The organism is Myxococcus sp. SDU36 (assembly GCF_030168875.1).
Classification (GTDB): domain Bacteria; phylum Myxococcota; class Myxococcia; order Myxococcales; family Myxococcaceae; genus Myxococcus; species Myxococcus vastator.
Genome location: NZ_CP077414.1, coordinates 3,698,022 through 3,714,906, shown reverse-complemented (window position 1 = coordinate 3,714,906; position 16,885 = coordinate 3,698,022). Strand labels below are relative to the sequence as shown.

Sequence of the window (16,885 nt, the reverse complement as noted above, 5' to 3'; positions counted from 1 at the left end):
GCACCGAGAAGCCACGAGGCGACACCCACAATGCGACCGTCCTCCTACAACCAGCGCACTCTCTCGAAGATCGCCTCCCTGCAGGGCGTGGGACTCCACTCGGGTGCCCGGGTGACGCTCACCCTGCGCCCGGCGCCCCCGGGGCATGGCATCGTCTTCGTGCGCACGGACCTCGCCCGCCCGGTGAGCATCCCCGCGCTGGCGGAGTACGTGGTGGACACCTCGCTGGCCACGACGCTGGGCCGTGACGGGGTCCGCGTGGGCACGGTGGAGCACCTGATGGCGGCGCTGGCCGGTTTGGGCATCGACAACCTCCGGGTGGAGCTGGACGGTCCGGAAGTCCCCATCATGGACGGCAGCGCGGCGCCCTTCGCGGCGCTCATCCAGAGCGCGGGTGTGCGGGAGCAGGAGGCGCCCAAGGAGCTGCTGGTCATCCGCAAGGCGGTGTCGGTGGTGGACGGCGACAAGCAGGCCTCGCTCACGCCGGCCCGGCACTTCCGCATCAGCTGCACCATCGACTTCGAGCACCCCGTCATCCAGGGCCAGTCCTTCGACCTGGACTTCGGCGACCGGGACTTCGCGCGTGAGATTTCCCGCGCGCGCACCTTCGGCTTCCTGCGGGACGTGGAGAAGCTGAAGCAGCTGGGCCTGGCCCGGGGTGGTTCGCTGGAGAACGCCATCGTCGTGGACGAGGTCTCCATCCTCAACCCGGACGGGTTGCGCTTCCCGGACGAGTTCGTTCGTCACAAGATTCTGGACGCCATCGGCGACGTGTCGCTGTTCGGCCGGCCCGTCATCGGCCACATGACGGCGTACAAGACGGGCCACGCGCTCAACCACAAGCTGGTGCGCAAGGTGATGGCCGACCCGAGCTGCTACGAAATCGTCCCCGCCCGCCGCCGTGAGCTGGAGGGCATGGGATTGGGCTTCTCCGGACTGGCCGGCGCGCTGGACTTCGAGCCGCTGGTCGCCTGACGTCATTAACTTGCAGGTCCGGGAAGGCTCGGCTAAGTGGGCGGGCTATGCTCAACCGTCCCACCCGCGTCATCCTCGCCGCGCTCCTGGCGGCCACCTTCACCGCCGGCTGTAACAAGGAGAAGGCGCCAGCCACCGCTCCCGCGGCGCCGCAGACCGCGGGCGAGCCCGCGCCCGACACTGTCGTCGCGACGTTCGGCGACGGGCAGAAGATCACCTACAAGGAGCTCAACGAGCGCCTCCAGGAGCCGCTGGCCAACCTGGAGAAGCAGAAGTCGCAGCTCCTGAAGCGTGGCCTGGACGGCATGGTGACGGAGAAGCTCGTGGATGCCGAGGCCAAGAAGCGCGGCATCTCCCAAGAGGCGTACCTGAAGGCGGAGATCGACGACAAGGTCCCCGCGCCCACCGACGAGCGCATCAAGGAAGTCTACGACGGCGCCGCCGGTCAGCTGCCGGAGGGCTCCACCTTCGAGCAGATGAAGCCGCAAATCGTGGAGTTCCTGACGCAGCAGCCGAAGCAGGAGCGCGCGCAGGCCCTCTTCGAGGAGCTGCGCAAGTCCGCCAACGTCAAGGTGACGCTGCCGGAGCCGCCGCGCCCCCCCGCCGTCCGCAAGCAGGTGGCCGCCACGGGCGCCGCGAAGGGTGGCCCGGAGGGCGCGCCCATCACCATCGTCGAGTTCAGCGACTTCCAGTGCCCGTTCTGCAGCCGCGCCAACCCGGCGCTGGCGCAGGTGCAGCAGGAGTACGGCGACAAGGTCCGCATCGTGTTCCGCCACTTCCCGCTCGACTTCCACAAGGAGGCGCCGAAGGCCTCCGAGGCCTCGCTGTGCGCGCAGGACCAGGGCAAGTTCTGGGAGATGCACGACCACCTCTTCGCCAACCAGCAGGCGCTGAGCGTGGACGCGCTGAAGAAGCACGCCGCCGACCTGAAGCTGGACACGGAGAAGTTCAACGCGTGCCTGGACTCGGGTGAGAAGGGCGCCATCGTCCAGAAGGACCTGGCCGAGGGCAAGCAGGCGGGCGTGTCTGGCACCCCGGCCTTCTTCATCAACGGCATCCTGCTGTCCGGCGCGCAGCCCTTCGAGGAGTTCAAGAGCATCATCGACGCGGAGCTGAACGCGCCGCAGAAGTAGTCCCCGGCAGTCGGAGAGGTGGGCAGTGGCGACACGACCCAAAGCCACGCCCCGCCTCGCGGGTGATGCGGCATCGCTCGACCTGGAGCGGCCGCTCGCCCAGGGGTTGTCCCCCGCCCGTCCCCTCCAGGCCTGGTTCCACGGGCCGGAGGGGATGGTCCTCCTCCAGGAGCCGCCCGGCTTCGCTGGCTTCCTCGCCGGCAGCCTGCGCACCCTGTCGGTGGAGGAGGTCTTCGCCCACGTCCTGTCTGGCATCCGCAGCGGCTTGCTGGCGGTGCAGCACGCCACGGGCCGCCGCACGGTGTCCTTCCGGGACGGGCAGGTGGTGTTCGCCACCTCCACGGAGCGCTGGGAGCGGCTGGGCGCGGCGCTGCTTCGCCTGGGCTTGCTGACGCAGGCGCAGCTGACGCAGGCCCTGTCGCGCGTGACGCCGTCGCGCCGCATCGGCCAGGTGCTCACGTCGGAGGGGCTCGTCTCCGAGGCCAACCTGTACAGCGCCATGACGTACGTGGTGCGTGAGGTGGTGCTCAGCCTCTTCGAACTGGAGGACGGCGGCTTCGTCTTCGTCGAGGGCCCCGCGCCCATGGCGGACGTGGTGAAGCTGCCCGAGCGCACGCGGGACCTGGTCCTCACCGGAATCAAGCGGGCGGAGCTGGTGTCGCGCCTGCGCCGACGCTTCCCGGACGACATGCGCGCCACGCTGGGCCCTGAAGGGCCGCTGCCGGGTGAAGAGCGGTTGTTCGCCCGGCTGGCGGACGGGCTGCCGCTGGCCAGCCTGCGCGCGTCCTACGAGGGCGGCCCGCACGCCTTCTACACGTGGCTGGAAGAGGCTGTGCGCGGCGGCAACGTGGCCGTCCACCCCGCGGAGCCGCCTCCGGCACAGGCGCCCGCCGTGGAGGGCATGGCCTGGGAGCTGCTGTCCGCCGAGGAGCGCTACAACCTGCTGTTGTCCCTGGTGCACCGGGCCCTGGGCGACGCCGGAGAGGACACGGACCTGCTGCGCGGCTTCCTGGACACGCCGCCGCAGGGGCTGGAGGACGCGTACGCCGGGGTGATGCTGTTGGCGGACGGGCGTGTGGACGTGGCGCGGCTGAGGGCCAACCTCACCTCGGGAGGCGAGGCGGTGGGCCGGGCCCTCACGTTGGAGGCCCTGGACGCCTTCGTGTCCTATGCGTTGTTTTCAGCGCGCAACGTCCTGCCCACGGACGTGGCGGAGCGGCTGTCCAACACCTACCGCACGCTCCAGGGAGGACTGGCCTAGGGGGCCGCCCGTGCCCACGTTCGCCGTCACGGCGTTTGGGGCGGGGAGCGGGCATGGGCGCGATGCGGAAGTGGGTGTGGGGACTCCTGGCGCTGACGACGGCCTGCAGTGGCGCTCGCCAGGCGGTGACACACGAGGGCACCGGCGGCTCCGGGCCCGCCCCATCCGTGGAGGCCACGCGCCAGGACAGCCGCTCGACGACGCGCCGCTACGTGGACGAAGATCTGGGCTTCGAAATCATCCGGCCCACGGCAGACTGGCAGTTGGACGAGACGAATGAGCGCACGCCGGAGGGGCTCGCCATTCCCGTCATCCTCCGCCACAACGTCTCCGGGGCGCAGGTGGTGTTGCAGGTGGCGCCCGCGGTGGCCTCTCCCACGCAGTTCGCGGAGCGGCTCACCGAGGGGCTCCGTCAGCATCCGGGCTTCACCACCTCGGACCCAGCGCCCATTCCGCTGTCGGACACCGCGGTGGGCTTCGACTTCCAGGTGGGGGATGGCGTGCACGGCAAGGTGGCCGTGCGTGAAGGCATCCCCGGGCGCGTGTTGATGATGCTGGCCACCTGGCCGGCGCAGGCCGCGGCGGACGTGCCCCAGAGCGTGGATGCGCTCATCCAGGGCGTCCGCCCGCTGGCGGGGCCGGCGACGGCGTGGAAGGTGCCCCGGCGCTGAGGGCGCCCCTTCCTCCGGGACGCCCTCTGGCTGGGCGGCCGGGCTACTTCGCGCGCTTCCGGGCCGGCTTGGCCTTGCTGGCCTTGGGCGCGGGCGCCGCTTCGACGGGCGCGGTGTCCTGCGTCCGCGCGCGCAGGCGGACGTACTCCACCAGGGTGCGCACGCCCACGCCGGTGCCGCCCTTGCTCAGGTAGCCGCGCTCCTTGGGGCTGCTGGACGGGCCGGCGATGTCCAGGTGCACCCACGGCGTCTCGGCCACGAACTCGCGGAGGAAGATGGCGGCGTTGATGGCGCCGGCCCAGCGCTCGCCGGAGTTCTTCATGTCGGCGACATCGGAGCGCAGGGCGTCCTTCTGCATGTCGCTGATGGGCATGCGCCACATCTCCTCGCCCGCGGTGTGCGCGGCCTGGAGCACCTGCGCCACCGTCTCCTCGTGGTCGCCGAAGGCGCCGACGATGTAGTTGCCCAGCGCGACGACGCAGGCGCCCGTGAGCGTGGCCAGGTCGATGATGGCGGCCGGCTGGTGCTCGGTGGCCCACGTCAGGATGTCGCCCAGCACCAGGCGGCCCTCCGCGTCCGTGTTGGTGACCTCCACCGTCTTGCCCAGGCGCGAGGTGAGGATGTCACCCGGCTTGTAGGCATTGCCGGCCGGCATGTTCTCGCACGCGCCGATGAAGGCGTGCACGGGGAAGGGCGGCTTGAGCGCGGCGATGACCTTCATGGCGCCCAGCACCGCGGCCGAGCCCGCCATGTCCGTCTTCATGTCCACCATGCCGTCCGTCGGCTTGAGCGACAGGCCGCCCGAGTCGAAGGTGATGGCCTTGCCCACCAGCGCCAGCGGCGGCTGCTTGGCGTCGCGCGCGTTCTTGGGCGTGTACGTCAGGTGGATGAGGCGAGGCTCCTCGGTGCTCCCCGCGGTGACGCCGAGGAACATGCCCATGTCGAGCTTCTCGATGTCGCGGCGGTTGCCGATGGTGACCTTCAGCCCGCCTTCCTTCGCGGCCTGACGCGCGGCCTCTGCCAGCACCGTGGGCGTCACCGCGTTGGGCGGCTCGTTGACGAGGTCGCGGGCCCAGTTGGTGGCCTCCGCGACGCGCTGTGCCAGCGTCAGCGCGTCATCCAGCTCGCGCGTGCGCTCCGTGCCTTCAGGGAGCACCAGGGACACCTTGCCCAGCTTCGCGGCGCCCTTCTTCTCCTCGCGCGCGGAGGACTTGTACTTGTCGAAGCGGTAGACGCCCAGCGCCACGCCTTCCACCACGGCGCGCACCGCGTCCTGCGCGGACTGGGTGGCCGGCAGGGCGAACGCCACCGAGGTGACCTTGAGCCGCTGCGCCGTCTTCGCGGCGCGGCCGGCGGCCAGCCGCAGCACCTCCGGATGGAAGCGGGCGCGGTTGCCCAGGCCCAGCAGCAGCACGCGCTCGGACGACGTGCGCCCCAGGGTGTGCATCACCAGGCTCTGGTCCGCGCGTGCCTTGAAGCCCTCCTGGGTGGCGGCGCCGCGCAGGCGTCCCTCCAGGGCGCCATCCGCCGAGGAGAGGGAGGACGGGGCGCTGTCTCCCAGCTCACCCTCGAAGAGGGGAATGACGAGCAGGTCGCCGCTCGTCCGCGTGACATCGCCGGAGACGAAGCTGAAGTTCATGGGCCGTGAAACTCCTGAACGGTGGAAAGGCTGGGGCTTTTGCAAAGGGCGCGGACTGTAACGCCCGCCTTGTTACACGCAAAGCGTTGGATTTCATTCGAGCATTGCATTGCTTCGTTGCACTGGGTAGCAGTGTGGGGAATGCCCACGCTGCTGATGCATCTGACCGCCATTGAACGGATGGCCGCCAACCCGGGCGAGCTGCCGGCGGATTGGGTGCGTGCGTTGTCAGAGGACCTGCCGTATGCGCGCTTCGGCGCGGCGCTGCCAGACCTCCCGCTGTGCGAAGGCCTCCGCGGCGGGCTCGCCGCCTTCCTGCCTGAACGGGAGCTGCCGCACTTCGCGCGGCTGTACCACGAGCGCGCTCCCGTGGGCTTCGGGCTGAAGATGGCGGAGCTGGTGGCCTCCGGCGCGCTGGTGGGCACCGAGCCGGGCCTCGCGGTGCTCGCGGGCTACTTCACGCACCTGTGCGTGGACCGCCGGCTGTATCCGGTGGTGGACAGGCTGGTGGTGCGGCACCGCCGCCGCGGGGAGCGCGCCCTGGACGCGCACCGCGACATCGAATGGGCGCAGACGCTCTTCTACCTGCGCGAGCTGCACGGCATGGAGCTGCTCGGCACGCCGCGGCTGCGGGAGAAGTGTCAGGTGGTGAAGAGCCCGGGCTTCCCGTGGCGGGGCATTGGCGGCGGGCTCTACGAGCTGGTTCGTTTGTCCTCCCAGGAGCGTGTGGGCCAGGCACCTGGCAAGTCGGAGGTGGATGGCTGGGTGCGCGGCCTGTACGTCTCCGGTCTCTTCCTTTCAAGCCCCATGGGCCGGGCGCGCGCGTTGCCGGCCTATGCGCGGCTGTCGTTCCAGGAGCTGTACCGCAACGACACCTTCGACTTCGCCGCGGAGGTGGAAGGCGCGCTGGAGACGGCGCGTGGCGTGCTGCGTCGGTTGCACGGCTACATGGCGAGGGGCACCTTCACGCCCCGTACGCGCGCCCGCTTCCTGGAGGCCTTCCCCGAAGGGACGCTGGGCGCACGGGCGGCGTGACACCCTGCGGAGCAGGCGTCCTGGCGAGCCCGGCGCGCTCGGGGAATGGCGCTGTCCGAAGCGCGAGGCCGCTCCTATCCTCGAAGAGGAATGACGGTCCTACTCCTCATCGCGGTGGGCGCGCTCGCGGGCACCTTGGGTGCGATGCTCGGCATCGGAGGCGGAATCGTCCTGGTGCCCGCGCTGGTGCTGGGGTTCGACATTCCGTTGGAGCAGGCCATCCCCGCGAGCCTCATGTGCGTGGTGGCCAGCTCGTGCTCCGCCGCCGCGGGCTATGTGCACAAACACCTGAGTGACATCCGCCTGGGGCTGTCGCTGGAGCTGGCGACGGTGATGGGCGCCATCGCTGGCGGCCTGGTGGCGGCCATGGTGGCGCCGGCGATGGTGGCGGTGGTGTTCGGGCTCTTCACGCTCTACGTGGCGCTGCAGATGTTGCTGCTGCGCTCGCCGCATCAGGAGCCCGCCGCGCTGGACGACTACGCGCCCACCAACTACCCGCTGGGCATCTCCGGCTCCTTCGTGGCCGGTGGCCTGTCCTCGCTGTTGGGGGTGGGCGGAGGACCGCTCAAGGTGCCGCTGATGGCGTACGGCATGCACGTGCCGTTCAAGGTGGCCAGCGCGACGAGCAACCTGATGATTGGCGTCACGGGCGCCGCGAGCGTTGCCGCGTACGCGTTGAGGGGCCATCTGAAGCTGGCGCTGGTGTCGCCGCTGGTGGTGGGGGTCCTGGGAGGCGCATATGTGGGCAGCCGGCTGATGCCGAGGGTGCCCACGGCGGTGCTCAAGCGTTTGTTCGCGGTGGTGCTGCTGGTGGTCGCGGGACAGATGCTGTGGAAGGGAGGGGAGGGATTGTGGCCGAGCATCCTGAAGTGAGTGAACCCGAGGAAGCGCGAGCGGCACGCGCTTCCGCGTCGGCGGTGGCGGCGGAGCATCCCGCCGTTTCGCACAACGTGGCAGTCACGGGAGGGGCCGCGTCGCTGACGCAACCGGACGCGGGGGCGGCGGAGCAGGTGCAACATCATCACCGTGAGCGCGCGGTGGTGGGCGACCGGTGGATTGCGCGGGTGCTGCGCGTCGGCGCGGTGGTCAGCGGCGGGATGTTCGTCGTGTCGCTGGGGCTGGAGGCCATGCCCCAATCCGAGCGCGTGCACGTCGCCATCGACTTATTGCGAAAGGGCGCCGCGTCCCTGCTGTTGGTGACGCCCGTGGCGCGGCTCGCGGTGGCGGGCACGCTGCTGGGCCTGCGGGGTGAGTGGCGCTACATGGCGATGGCCGCGGGCGTGCTGGGGTTGCTCGCGGTCGCCGTGGGCGCCGGCATCCAAGCCTAGCGGAGCGCGCGTGTGACGGCGCTCTCCCCGGTGTCGGGGAAGAGCGCTCACACGCCGCGCGCGGTGAAGTGGGCCAGGATGTTCTGGACCTTGGCCACTTCACCCGGCTGACCCAGCTCCTGGTAGAGCGGAAGCAGCGTCTCGAACTGCTTGCGGGCCGCCGCGAAGTCCTGCTGGTAGTAGCAGGACAGGCCCAAGTCCCAGCGGGCGCGGGCCTCGTACGCGTGGTCGTGCAGCTCCTGGTACAGCTCCACCGCGCGGAGCAGGTGGGGGCGCGCACCCTCGTGGTTGCCGAGCAGTCCCTCGGACTCGCCCAGCAGCAGGTGGCCCAGCGCGAGCGCCTCCGGGTCCTCTCCCTGCTCCAGCAGCGGCACGGCCTCCAGGAAGCGCTTGCGCGCGGGCTCGTAGTCGCCCTTCTCCATGCGGATGTCGCCGATGTCGATGAGCAGCCGCGCCACCCGCTCCGTGTTGCGCGTCTGGCGCAGGAGGATGAGCGCCTCCTGGTACTTCTCCTCGGCGGCCTCCGGCTGGCCCAGCGAGCGCAGGGACTCACCGATGCAGGCGCGGGCCAGGGCCTCGCCCTCACGGTCCTTGGACTCGTTGAAGAGCATGGCGGCGCGGGCAATCTGTTCGATGGCGCCGCGGTGGTCCTCGAAGTTCGCCTTCACCACGCCCAGCCCCATCAGGGCCTGCGCCTGGCCGGGCTTGTACTTCGCCTCCAGGAACTTCTCGAGCGCCTCTTCGTAGAGCTGCCGGCTGGCGGCGTGGTCCTCCAGCAGGCCGTGCAGCTCGGCCAGGCTCACGAGGCCCTGGCCCACCTCGGTGGGCGAGCCGGTGATGCGCAGCGGCGCCAGCGCGTTCTTCTGCTTCTGGATGGCGTCGAGGATGTGGGTGCGTTGGGTGTCTTCGGGCGGGTGGTGCATGGGGGGGCCTCAGGCGTCGCCACCCTTGCGGCGGCGGGAGGTCTTGTCCAACGAATCGTCCTTCTCGCTCCCGTCAGTCCCGGTGGCGGCCACGGCCAGGGAATGGGCGCCCGGGTGCCGGTCCTTCTCCACCTTTTCGGCCTTCTCATGGACGAGGATGGGGGAGAAGAAGCAGTCCTTCTTCGTGTACTCGTCGAAGGCGAAGGCGAAGCGGTAGCTGGCCGCCGCGCGCTGGTTGCAGTCGGTGCGCTCGCAGAAGCGGCAGGAGATGCCGGACGGAATGGCGTCCTTGCGCAGGTCCGTCGTGGGCAGGCCGTAGGCCAGGTACTTGGCGTTCTCCGCGTGGGTGCCCAGGCCAATGGAGTACGCGGTGCCCTTGACGATGGAGCCCTCAATCGGCTGGAGCTGCACCTTGGCGAAGCAGAAGTAGGCGGTGCCGTCCGGCATGATGGAGTACTGCCGCGTCAGCTGGGACGGGTTGAGGAAGGCCAGGTGCACGGCCCACTTGGCGCAGCTTCCGCCGCCGCTGGCGAAGCGGATGCCGGTGCCGCTGTAGCGCTTGGAGATGTTGCCGGCGATGTCCGCGCGCAGGAAGTGGAACGGAATCCCGGGTCGCTTCGGGTCCGACAGGTTGCACAGGCGGTGGGCCACCGTCTCGTAGGTGGAGCCGAAGATGCTGGACAGGAGCTCCACGTCGTAGCGCGTGCGCTGCACCTCCTTGAAGAAGTCCCCATAGGGCAGCATCAGCGCGCCGGCGAAGTAGTTGGCCAGGTTCACCTTGATGAGCCGCTGCGTCTCCCCGTGGCGCATGCGGCCCGCGTCCAGCACGCGCTCCATCAGCTTCTCGCGGTCCATCACCAGCAGGCCAATGGACGCGGCAATCTGGAACTTCAGCGGCTGTTCGGTGAGGAAGGGCGACAGCGTCAGCGTCCGCTCCTCCGGGTCCAACCGCCGCACCACGGACGAGCCGGAGGGGGACGGGTCGTCGAAGAGGACGCGGTAGCCGAAGCGCTCCTCCAGCAGCCGGATGAGCTGACCGCTGGTGAGCTGCCGCTCCAGGCGCACGTCGCGGCGCAGCGCGTCCGCCTGCTCTTCCAGCTCCGGGAAGTAGTTGCGGTGCTTCTCCAGGAAGTCGCTGACCTCGTCGAAGGGCGAGTAGTCGAAGCGCACGCCGGGCGAGGCGCCGTTGCCCAGCCCGCCCTGGGCGCGCGTGCGCTCCTCGACGTTGAGCTGCGCCAGCACGTTCTCCAGCTGCGTGCGGGTGTTCTTGTAGAGGTTGAAGAGCGCCGCCACCGTGCCCGCGAGCTTCGGCTCCGCGGAGAGGGACTGGAGCGACTCCGGGTCGATGTCGAGGCTCTTGAGGAGCGGCTCGTCCAGCAGCTTCGCGAGCGCTTCATCCACGCGGCCTTCGCCCAGCGTGGACATGAACTGCTCGGGGTCCTGGTCGAAGTAGCGCAGGGCCTTCCAGAGCAGGGGGAAGGGCATCACCCGCTTGCCCTTTTCGATGAGGTTCAGGTACGCCGGGGAAACGCCCAGGTCCTTGGCTGCGTCCGCCTGCTTGATGCTCCGTGCAAGGCGCAGTCCCCGAAGCTTCAGGCCCACGTTGGCGTTCAGTGCGTTGTCGTTCATGGCCGGATGCGTTGAGGCCCCCGGCGATCGCGAATGGCCGCGCGCGCCTCGGGCTCTTCACCCACTCTGCAAATCGATTTACCGATTTGCAATGATCGTTTTCATCCGGGAGGTCCCCTGTCGGGCCAGCGACGGACCGGCTGGACCGCGGTCGGAGACTGCGCCCTGGGTGCATTCAACTCCATGAAATCACTGGCCTTTGAGGCGTGTGGGGAGCCTGCCGCCTCCTCCTCCGCAGCGCCTTGTCAAGCATTTACTGATGCGTTGCGGCATGGCTGGGGTCACGGTCTGGTAAACGCGAAAGCGTGGGTTTACAGGCCGGCGGAGGGGGCCATGGACGATCGGCGCCGGAACACCAGGGACACGTTGGTGCCCCCGAAGCCGAACGAGTTGCTCATGACGGCGTCCACCTGCGCGGGGCGGGCCGTGTTGGGCACGCAGTCCAGATGGATGCGCGGGTCCTTCCGCTCCAGGTTGATGGTGGGCGGCAGCAGGCCACGGGTGAGGGCCAGTACGCTGATGACGGCCTCCGCGGCACCGGCCGCGCCGTTCATGTGGCCCGTCATTGACTTGGTCGAAGAGACGGCGACCGAGCGCGCGGCGTCCCCGAAGACATGGGTAATGCCCTCCATCTCCAGTGCGTCGCCCAGGTCCGTCGACGTGCCATGGGCGTTGACGTAGCCGATGTCCGCGGGGGTGAGCGCGGCGTCAGCCAGGGCGTTGCGCATGCTGCGCTGGGCGCCTTCGTGCCCGGGGGCGGGCTGGGTGACGTGGTACGCGTCGGAGCTGGCGCCGTAGCCAGCGAGCTCGGCGAGGATGCGCGCGCCGCGAGCCTCGGCGTGCTCCCAGTCCTCCAGCACGAGCATGCCTGCGCCCTCGGCTACCACGAAGCCGTCGCGGTCCACGTCGAAGGGGCGGCTGGCGGCGTGGGGCGCGTCGTTGCGCGTGGACAAGGCCTTCATGGCGGCGAACCCGCCCACGCCCAGCAGGGAGATGGGGGCCTCGGCGCCGCCCGCCACGGCCACGTCGAAGTCGCCGCGTTGGATGCCACGCATGGCTTCACCCAGTGCGTGGGCGCTGGTGGAGCACGCGGAGTTGGTGGACCAGGACGGGCCCTTGATGCCGTGGCGCATGGAGACATGGCCAGGCGCCAGGTTGATGATCATCTGGAGGATGAAGAAGGGGCTGATGCGGTCCGGGCCCTTCTCCAGCGCGCGGCGGAACGTCTCCTCCATGCTGGAGATGCCGCCAATGCCCGAACCGATGACGGTCGCCACCCGCTCGGCGTTCTCCGGGGTGATTTTCAGGCCCGAGTCCGCCAGGGCCATGTCCGCGGCCACCACCGCGAACTGGGCGAAGCGGTCCATCCTGCGCAGCTCCCGCCGGTCGATGAAGTCCTCCGGCTTGAAGTCCTTCACCTCGCCCGCGATGCGGCAGTCGAGCGCGCTCGCGTCGAAGAGCGTGATGGGCCCCACACCACTCTGTCCCCGCACCAGCGCCTCCCAGCTCTTCTCCACTCCGGTACCACACGGACTGATGAGTCCCAGCCCCGTCACTGCAACCCGCCGCTTCAACATGGATGTCTCCCCGTGCGCGCAGCGCGAAGGCAGGGCCCGGCCCGCCCATGGCTCCAGCTCGCGTTGTCTTCCAATAGAATTATGGTCATAATTCAATTGTGGCAATAGAGTCTTTATTACGCGTAGAAATGCTCGTGCCCATGGGATGACATTCGTCATCCAATCCTGGAGGAGTGCTGATGCGTGAGGCAGCGGGTGGTTCGCGGACCCGGACCGTGACGTGGAAGGACACTCGGGACGGCGTGGCCGCGGCGAGGTCGCTGTCCGGGCTGGAGTACCTGCGCGCCATCCTGCGAGGGGACGTGCCGGGGGCGCCCATCGCGGCGGTGCTGGGCTTCGCGCCGGTGGAGGTGGTTCACGTGGGCGCTCGCACGGCCACCGCGCAGGCGAAGCTGACGGACGCGAGCGGGAAGCTGTATGCCCATGGCACGACCACGTGCATGCTGTTCCGGCTACCCGCGGCGGGGGGCCGCGAATAGGAGGCGACCGAGCGATGCGGTACACACCCGAGCACAAGCAAGCCACGCGCGAGCGCATCCTGGTGGCGGCGGAGTCGCTGTTCCGGAAGGAGGGCTTCGCCGGCGCCAGCGTGGAGCGGGTGATGCGCGCCGCGGGGCTGACGGTGGGGGGCTTCTATGCACACTTCCAGTCGAAGGACGTGCTGCTCGGCGAATCCCTGCGAGCCTTCTTCCAGCGCCAGCACGAGCGGTGGCTCGGAGGCCTCGAGGAACTGCGGGGCTCCGAATGGCTGAGCCACTTCGCGCGCCGCTACCTCAACCACCACGTCCGGGACAACATGGAGACGGGCTGCATCCTGCCGTCGGTGCTGTCGGACCTGACGCGGGGAACGCCCGAGTCGCGTGAGGCCTTCGCCGAAGGGCTGGAGTCCCTGGTGGCGGAAATCGGTTCCCGTGTGTCAGGGGAGGGCGGTGTCACGGCTCGCAAGCGCGCGCTGGCGACGCTGGCGCTCCTCTTCGGGGCCATGACGCTGGCCCGGGTGACGAAGCCCCTGCCGCTCTCCGACGAAATCCTGGAGGCCGCCAGGGCCTTCCTGCTGACGGAGGGAGGACCGGGCGACCTGGCCCTGGCCCCTGCCCGGAAGAAGGCCCGCTGAGCACGACGCTCGGGCTGCCCCTCCGTGCCGCGAAGTGTGGGTTGACGTTGGAGAAGTGTTGGCCCGCGCTCCCGGCGGCCTCGTCGCCATTCACCTCCGGCGCGTGATGGGCGAACCTTCGCCGCGTATGGATGATGGGCATGGATGGCCGCGAAGGGGGAGCAGGGCGCCGCTGCGCATGCGGGCCCGAGCCGCCGGCGTCATCCTGCTCGGCCTGTCGCTGATGTCGTGTCAGGCGCCGCTGCGCCACCACCCCAGGGAGGATGCGGCGGCGCTGCGCTACAACCTCACCTACGTGCGTGAGCCCGAGCACGCGGTGGACGTGGAGGTGGTGCTGGTGCGGGGCGCGCCGCGCGAGTTCCTCTTCAGCCAGCCGGGCGCCGTGACGACCGTGTCCGCGCACCGGGAGGATGGTGGCGTCCAGCAACTGCCCGTCCAGGAGGGCCGCGTCTTGCTGCCTCGGGGGACGCGCTTCTTGCGCTACCGCTACGCGCTGGACGCCTCCCTTCGCGAGCGCGGCCCAGACTTCTTCCAGGGCTCCGGGGACGGCGATGCGCGGCACGTCGCGGGCCGCGTGTACCTCATCCGGCCGCGGGTGGTGAAGCCGGGGCTGCGCGTGGAGCTGTCGCTGGTGGGCACCGACGCCTTGCTGCCGTGGCAGCCGGGAGAAAATGGCGTGTACCGGCTGCGCGGCGAGGACCTGGTGGACTCGGGCTTCCACGGCTTCGGAGGCCGCCGGTGCCAGGTGCGCCTGCCAGACGCGGTGCTGGACGTGGCCATCCTGGGACACTTCACGCACCTGCGCGACGAGGCTGTCTGCGCCTGGCTGGGCAAGGCCGCCGAGGAGGTCCGCACCGTGCGGCGCGCCTTCCCGCATCCCCGCATCACCGTGCGGGTCATCCCCGCGCCCGGACACCGGGGGCCCAGCGTCTTCGGCATGGTGCGCTGGAGCTCGCCGCCCAGCATCTCCATCAGCGTGGGACAGGAGGCGCGGCCGGAGGACTTCGCGCGGGACTGGGTGGCCGTCCACGAGATGCTGCACCTGACCCATCCTGTCTTCGTGCCCCGCGTGTCCTGGCTGTCGGAGGGGCTGGCCACCTACTACACGGAGGTCGCGCGTGCGCGCTCCGGACGGCAGGACTCGCGGCGCGCCTGGGAGGAGCTGCTGGGCGGCTTCGCGCGGGCGCGTGAGGGCAATGACACGCGAACCATGCGGGACGCCGTGTCTCAAGACAGCTTTTCGCTCGCTGTCTATTGGACGGGAGCGCTCTTCGCGTTGCATCTGGATGTGGAATTGCGCCGTATCACTGGAAACACGCAAGGGCTGGATGACGTGCTGGAACTGCTCGCGACGCGCGGCGGTTCCTCGACCTTCGGGGCCTTCGGTTCCGCGGTGGATGCCGTCGCGGGACAGCCGCTGTTCAATGCTCTGCTGGAGCGGCACTTGCCGCGGCCCGCTTTTGCTGAGCAGGCCGGTCTGCTAGAAGCGCTGGGTGTCCAGGAAGGACCCAACGGCGTCTCGCTGGTACCCGCCCGAGACAGTCTGTTGCGTGATTCGGTGGTCGGTCGGCGCAGCCACGGCGAAACACCCTGAATGCACCCGCGACCTCCACACAGCACCCCCCACGCAGTACCGAAAGGAAGTCTCAGTCATGAACGTCAAGGCGCTTGCAGCGGTTGTCGGCACCCTGTCCCTGGCCGCGCTGGCCACGGGTTGTGCGACCAAGAAGTCGGCGGAGATGGAGCCCGCCACCGCCGAGGAGACCGGCGCGGAGAGCAGCGGTGCCACGGAGGCGCAGGAGGCCGCTCCGGCCGCGACCGAGGAGAAGGGCGCCGAGGGCAGCTGTGGCGCCGGCTCGTGCGGCGCCGGCTCCTGCGGCGGCGAGAAGAAGGAGTAGTTCCGCCGGACCGACGTCCCAGGGGGCCTGGTGAAACCCGGGCCCTCGTCGCCGGGCGGCTGAGCAGCTCCACCGCCGCCCGGGTTGTTTCCCACGCCTCGAGAGGGCTTTCGCCGTGGTGACGTACGCACAGCGACATGGGCTGAAGCCGCTGGGCGCGGGCATCGGGCTGCGCAGGAGCTTCTATGCGGAGCTGCCGCGCACCGGACGGACGCTCGACTGGGTGGAACTCATCCCGGAGAACTTCCTGTCGCTGGGTGGGCGCTCGCAGCGCGCGCTGGACGCATGCGCGGAGCGGTGGCCCGTGTTGCCCCACGGCGTGGGGTTGAACATCGGCGGTCCGGACGCGCTGGACGACGACTATGTCCGGGGACTGTCGGCGCTGGTGAAGCGGGTGGACGCGCCCTTCTTCTCCGACCACCTCTGCTTTTCGCGGCTGGACGGCGTGTACCTGCACGACTTGCTGCCGCTGCCGTTCAGCGAGGCCGCTGTCGACCACGTGGTGCCCCGCGTGCGCGAGGTGATGGACCGGGTGGGCCGTCCCTTCCTGCTGGAGAACCCGAGCTACTACGCGCGGATGCCCGGCGGCACGCTGCGGGAAGCGGACTTCCTCCGCCACGTCGTGGAGCAGGCGGACTGTGGGCTGCTGCTGGACGTGAACAACGTCTACGTCAACGCGCGCAACCATGGCTACGACGCGCGGGCCTTCGTGGACGCCCTGCCGCTGGAGCGCGTGGTGCAGATTCACCTGGCCGGCCACACGTGCTACCCGGACGTCATCGTCGACACGCACGGCGACCGCGTCTGCGACGACGTGTGGTCGCTCTACCGCTACGTGCTGGCGCGCACCGGCCCCGTGGCGACGCTCATCGAGTGGGACCAGGACATCCCCTCCCTGGACGCGGTGCTGGACGAGGCGGACGTGGCGCGAGCGGCGCTGCGGGAGGTCGCCGGACGATGAAGCCGTCCCTGCGCGACTTCTTCGACAGCATGGGGGACTACCTCGCCGCGCCCGGCCCGGAGTCCCTGGAGGCGCTGTACGCGAGGCACCCGGGGTGGGAGGCGCCGCGTGAGCGGGTGTCGCTCTACGGCGGCTTCGTGCTCGGCCATGTGCGCTCCGCGCTGGACAAGGTGTTTCCGCTGACGCGCCAGGCCCTGGGGCAGGAGGCCTGGGACGGACGGGTGGTGGCCTTCACGCGGACGCGGCCCGCGCGGCACCATGAGCTCAACCGCCTGTGTGAGGGCTTCCCCACGTTCCTCGCGGACGCGGCGGCCTCGCGGGGATTGGCGCCCTTCGTGCCCGCACTGGCCCGCTTCGAGTGGACCGACTTCGCGGTGTTCGCGTCCCTGGCGCCTGTTCCCGAGCGCGTGGAGCGGCTGACGGCCAACCCCACCCTGGTGGTGCTGGAGCACGACTTCCGCGTGTGTGCGTACGTGCGGGCTCGAGGCGCCGCGACGTCACCGGAGGCGGGCGCGGAGCTGGCGCTGCTGTGGCGCCACCCGGAGCAGTTGAAGACGCTCTACATGGCCGCCACGCCACCGGCGCTGCTGGTGCTGAAGATGGCGGTGGAAGGGCTGGCCCTGGCGGACGTGGTGGCGGCCACGGGCATGGCGGAAGCCGACCTGCGAGCAACAGTGACGCGCTTCGGCCGCGACGGACTGGTGCTCCTCCCGGATGACGGCGGCGGGGATTGAAGGGCCC

17 protein-coding genes are annotated in these 16,885 nt (G+C 70.0%); 13 read left to right on the top strand and 4 right to left on the bottom strand.

The window, feature by feature from the left end; translation table 11 throughout:
• Positions 1-30: 30 nt before the first annotated feature.
• Genes lpxC through KGD87_RS14455 form a run of 4 tightly spaced genes read left to right on the top strand, consistent with a single transcriptional unit; the run spans position 31 to position 4,040 of the window.
• Complete coding sequence (gene lpxC / locus KGD87_RS14470) at positions 31-975, top strand: UDP-3-O-acyl-N-acetylglucosamine deacetylase (RefSeq protein WP_284668007.1); 945 nt, start codon at positions 31-33, stop codon at positions 973-975.
• 47 nt (positions 976-1,022) lie between these two features.
• A complete protein-coding gene (locus tag KGD87_RS14465; protein WP_284668006.1) occupies positions 1,023-2,108 on the top strand; it encodes a thioredoxin domain-containing protein in 1,086 nt (361 codons plus the stop codon).
• A 25-nt stretch (positions 2,109-2,133) separates the two neighbouring features.
• Positions 2,134-3,369, top strand: a complete 1,236-nt coding sequence (locus KGD87_RS14460) for a DUF4388 domain-containing protein (protein ID WP_284668005.1) — start codon at positions 2,134-2,136, stop codon at positions 3,367-3,369.
• A 53-nt stretch (positions 3,370-3,422) separates the two neighbouring features.
• Complete coding sequence (locus KGD87_RS14455) at positions 3,423-4,040, top strand: hypothetical protein (protein WP_284668003.1); 618 nt, start codon at positions 3,423-3,425, stop codon at positions 4,038-4,040.
• Between the two features lie 43 nt (positions 4,041-4,083).
• On the opposite strand, the gene KGD87_RS14450 is transcribed toward KGD87_RS14455, so the two are convergent.
• The gene (locus KGD87_RS14450) at positions 4,084-5,679 is read right to left on the bottom strand and encodes a leucyl aminopeptidase (RefSeq protein ID WP_284668002.1); all 1,596 of its coding nucleotides are present in this window, start codon (positions 5,677-5,679) and stop codon (positions 4,084-4,086) included.
• 141 nt (positions 5,680-5,820) lie between these two features.
• On the opposite strand from KGD87_RS14450, the gene KGD87_RS14445 reads away from it, so the two are divergent.
• The 3 genes from KGD87_RS14445 to KGD87_RS14435 all read left to right on the top strand — a co-directional run bounded on the left by KGD87_RS14445 (position 5,821) and on the right by KGD87_RS14435 (position 8,042).
• Positions 5,821-6,714 carry a zinc dependent phospholipase C family protein gene (locus KGD87_RS14445; RefSeq protein ID WP_163783090.1) on the top strand — a complete coding sequence of 298 codons (894 nt, stop codon included), beginning with the start codon at positions 5,821-5,823 and terminating at the stop codon, positions 6,712-6,714.
• A gap of 90 nt (positions 6,715-6,804) precedes the next feature.
• Entirely contained in the window at positions 6,805-7,587 is a 783-nt protein-coding gene (locus KGD87_RS14440; RefSeq protein ID WP_176417707.1) for a sulfite exporter TauE/SafE family protein, read from the top strand.
• Complete coding sequence (locus tag KGD87_RS14435) at positions 7,584-8,042, top strand: hypothetical protein (protein WP_284668001.1); 459 nt, start codon at positions 7,584-7,586, stop codon at positions 8,040-8,042. Before KGD87_RS14440 ends, KGD87_RS14435 begins: the two co-directional genes overlap by 4 nt.
• A 47-nt stretch (positions 8,043-8,089) precedes the next feature.
• On the opposite strand, the gene KGD87_RS14430 is transcribed toward KGD87_RS14435, so the two are convergent.
• The 3 genes from KGD87_RS14430 to fabF form a co-directional block, all read right to left on the bottom strand.
• Positions 8,090-8,965 (bottom strand): tetratricopeptide repeat protein, encoded by an 876-nt coding sequence (locus tag KGD87_RS14430; protein WP_284668000.1) that lies wholly within the window; start codon positions 8,963-8,965, stop codon positions 8,090-8,092.
• A gap of 9 nt (positions 8,966-8,974) precedes the next feature.
• On the bottom strand, positions 8,975-10,594 hold the full coding sequence (locus KGD87_RS14425) for a helix-turn-helix domain-containing protein (RefSeq protein WP_284667999.1): 1,620 nt from the start codon (positions 10,592-10,594) through the stop codon (positions 8,975-8,977).
• 311 nt (positions 10,595-10,905) lie between these two features.
• Positions 10,906-12,171, bottom strand: a complete 1,266-nt coding sequence (gene fabF, locus KGD87_RS14420) for a beta-ketoacyl-ACP synthase II (protein ID WP_284667998.1) — start codon at positions 12,169-12,171, stop codon at positions 10,906-10,908.
• Positions 12,172-12,350: 179 nt separating this feature from the next.
• Between fabF and KGD87_RS14415 the strand changes: the two genes are divergently transcribed.
• From KGD87_RS14415 to KGD87_RS14390, 6 genes are all read left to right on the top strand, one after another.
• Positions 12,351-12,650 carry a hotdog fold domain-containing protein gene (locus tag KGD87_RS14415; RefSeq protein ID WP_284667997.1) on the top strand — a complete coding sequence of 100 codons (300 nt, stop codon included), beginning with the start codon at positions 12,351-12,353 and terminating at the stop codon, positions 12,648-12,650.
• Between the two features lie 14 nt (positions 12,651-12,664).
• On the top strand, positions 12,665-13,285 hold the full coding sequence (locus tag KGD87_RS14410; RefSeq protein WP_284667996.1) for a TetR/AcrR family transcriptional regulator: 621 nt from the start codon (positions 12,665-12,667) through the stop codon (positions 13,283-13,285).
• Positions 13,286-13,463: 178 nt separating this feature from the next.
• Positions 13,464-14,879 carry a M61 metallopeptidase family protein gene (locus tag KGD87_RS14405; protein WP_284667995.1) on the top strand — a complete coding sequence of 472 codons (1,416 nt, stop codon included), beginning with the start codon at positions 13,464-13,466 and terminating at the stop codon, positions 14,877-14,879.
• A 58-nt stretch (positions 14,880-14,937) separates the two neighbouring features.
• Entirely contained in the window at positions 14,938-15,183 is a 246-nt protein-coding gene (locus KGD87_RS14400; protein WP_176417712.1) for a hypothetical protein, read from the top strand.
• Positions 15,184-15,298: 115 nt separating this feature from the next.
• A complete protein-coding gene (bufB, locus tag KGD87_RS14395; RefSeq protein ID WP_163783085.1) occupies positions 15,299-16,144 on the top strand; it encodes an MNIO family bufferin maturase in 846 nt (281 codons plus the stop codon).
• Complete coding sequence (locus KGD87_RS14390; RefSeq protein ID WP_284667994.1) at positions 16,141-16,878, top strand: HvfC/BufC N-terminal domain-containing protein; 738 nt, start codon at positions 16,141-16,143, stop codon at positions 16,876-16,878. Before bufB ends, KGD87_RS14390 begins: the two co-directional genes overlap by 4 nt.
• Positions 16,879-16,885 lie beyond the last annotated feature (7 nt).

Excerpts from the sequence above, each read along its gene's own strand:
- lpxC (WP_284668007.1), top strand. The coding sequence starts at position 31 with ATGCGACCGTCCTCCTACAACCAGCGCACTCTCTCGAAGATCGCCTCC.
- KGD87_RS14465 (WP_284668006.1), top strand. The coding sequence starts at position 1,023 with ATGCTCAACCGTCCCACCCGCGTCATCCTCGCCGCGCTCCTGGCGGCC.
- KGD87_RS14455 (WP_284668003.1), top strand. The coding sequence starts at position 3,423 with ATGGGCGCGATGCGGAAGTGGGTGTGGGGACTCCTGGCGCTGACGACG.
- KGD87_RS14450 (WP_284668002.1), bottom strand. The coding sequence starts at position 5,679 with ATGAACTTCAGCTTCGTCTCCGGCGATGTCACGCGGACGAGCGGCGAC.
- KGD87_RS14445 (WP_163783090.1), top strand. The coding sequence starts at position 5,821 with ATGCCCACGCTGCTGATGCATCTGACCGCCATTGAACGGATGGCCGCC.
- KGD87_RS14440 (WP_176417707.1), top strand. The coding sequence starts at position 6,805 with ATGACGGTCCTACTCCTCATCGCGGTGGGCGCGCTCGCGGGCACCTTG.
- KGD87_RS14430 (WP_284668000.1), bottom strand. The coding sequence starts at position 8,965 with ATGCACCACCCGCCCGAAGACACCCAACGCACCCACATCCTCGACGCC.
- KGD87_RS14425 (WP_284667999.1), bottom strand. The coding sequence starts at position 10,594 with ATGAACGACAACGCACTGAACGCCAACGTGGGCCTGAAGCTTCGGGGA.
- fabF (WP_284667998.1), bottom strand. The coding sequence starts at position 12,171 with ATGTTGAAGCGGCGGGTTGCAGTGACGGGGCTGGGACTCATCAGTCCG.
- KGD87_RS14415 (WP_284667997.1), top strand. The coding sequence starts at position 12,351 with ATGCGTGAGGCAGCGGGTGGTTCGCGGACCCGGACCGTGACGTGGAAG.
- KGD87_RS14410 (WP_284667996.1), top strand. The coding sequence starts at position 12,665 with ATGCGGTACACACCCGAGCACAAGCAAGCCACGCGCGAGCGCATCCTG.
- KGD87_RS14405 (WP_284667995.1), top strand. The coding sequence starts at position 13,464 with ATGCGGGCCCGAGCCGCCGGCGTCATCCTGCTCGGCCTGTCGCTGATG.
- KGD87_RS14400 (WP_176417712.1), top strand. The coding sequence starts at position 14,938 with ATGAACGTCAAGGCGCTTGCAGCGGTTGTCGGCACCCTGTCCCTGGCC.
- KGD87_RS14390 (WP_284667994.1), top strand. The coding sequence starts at position 16,141 with ATGAAGCCGTCCCTGCGCGACTTCTTCGACAGCATGGGGGACTACCTC.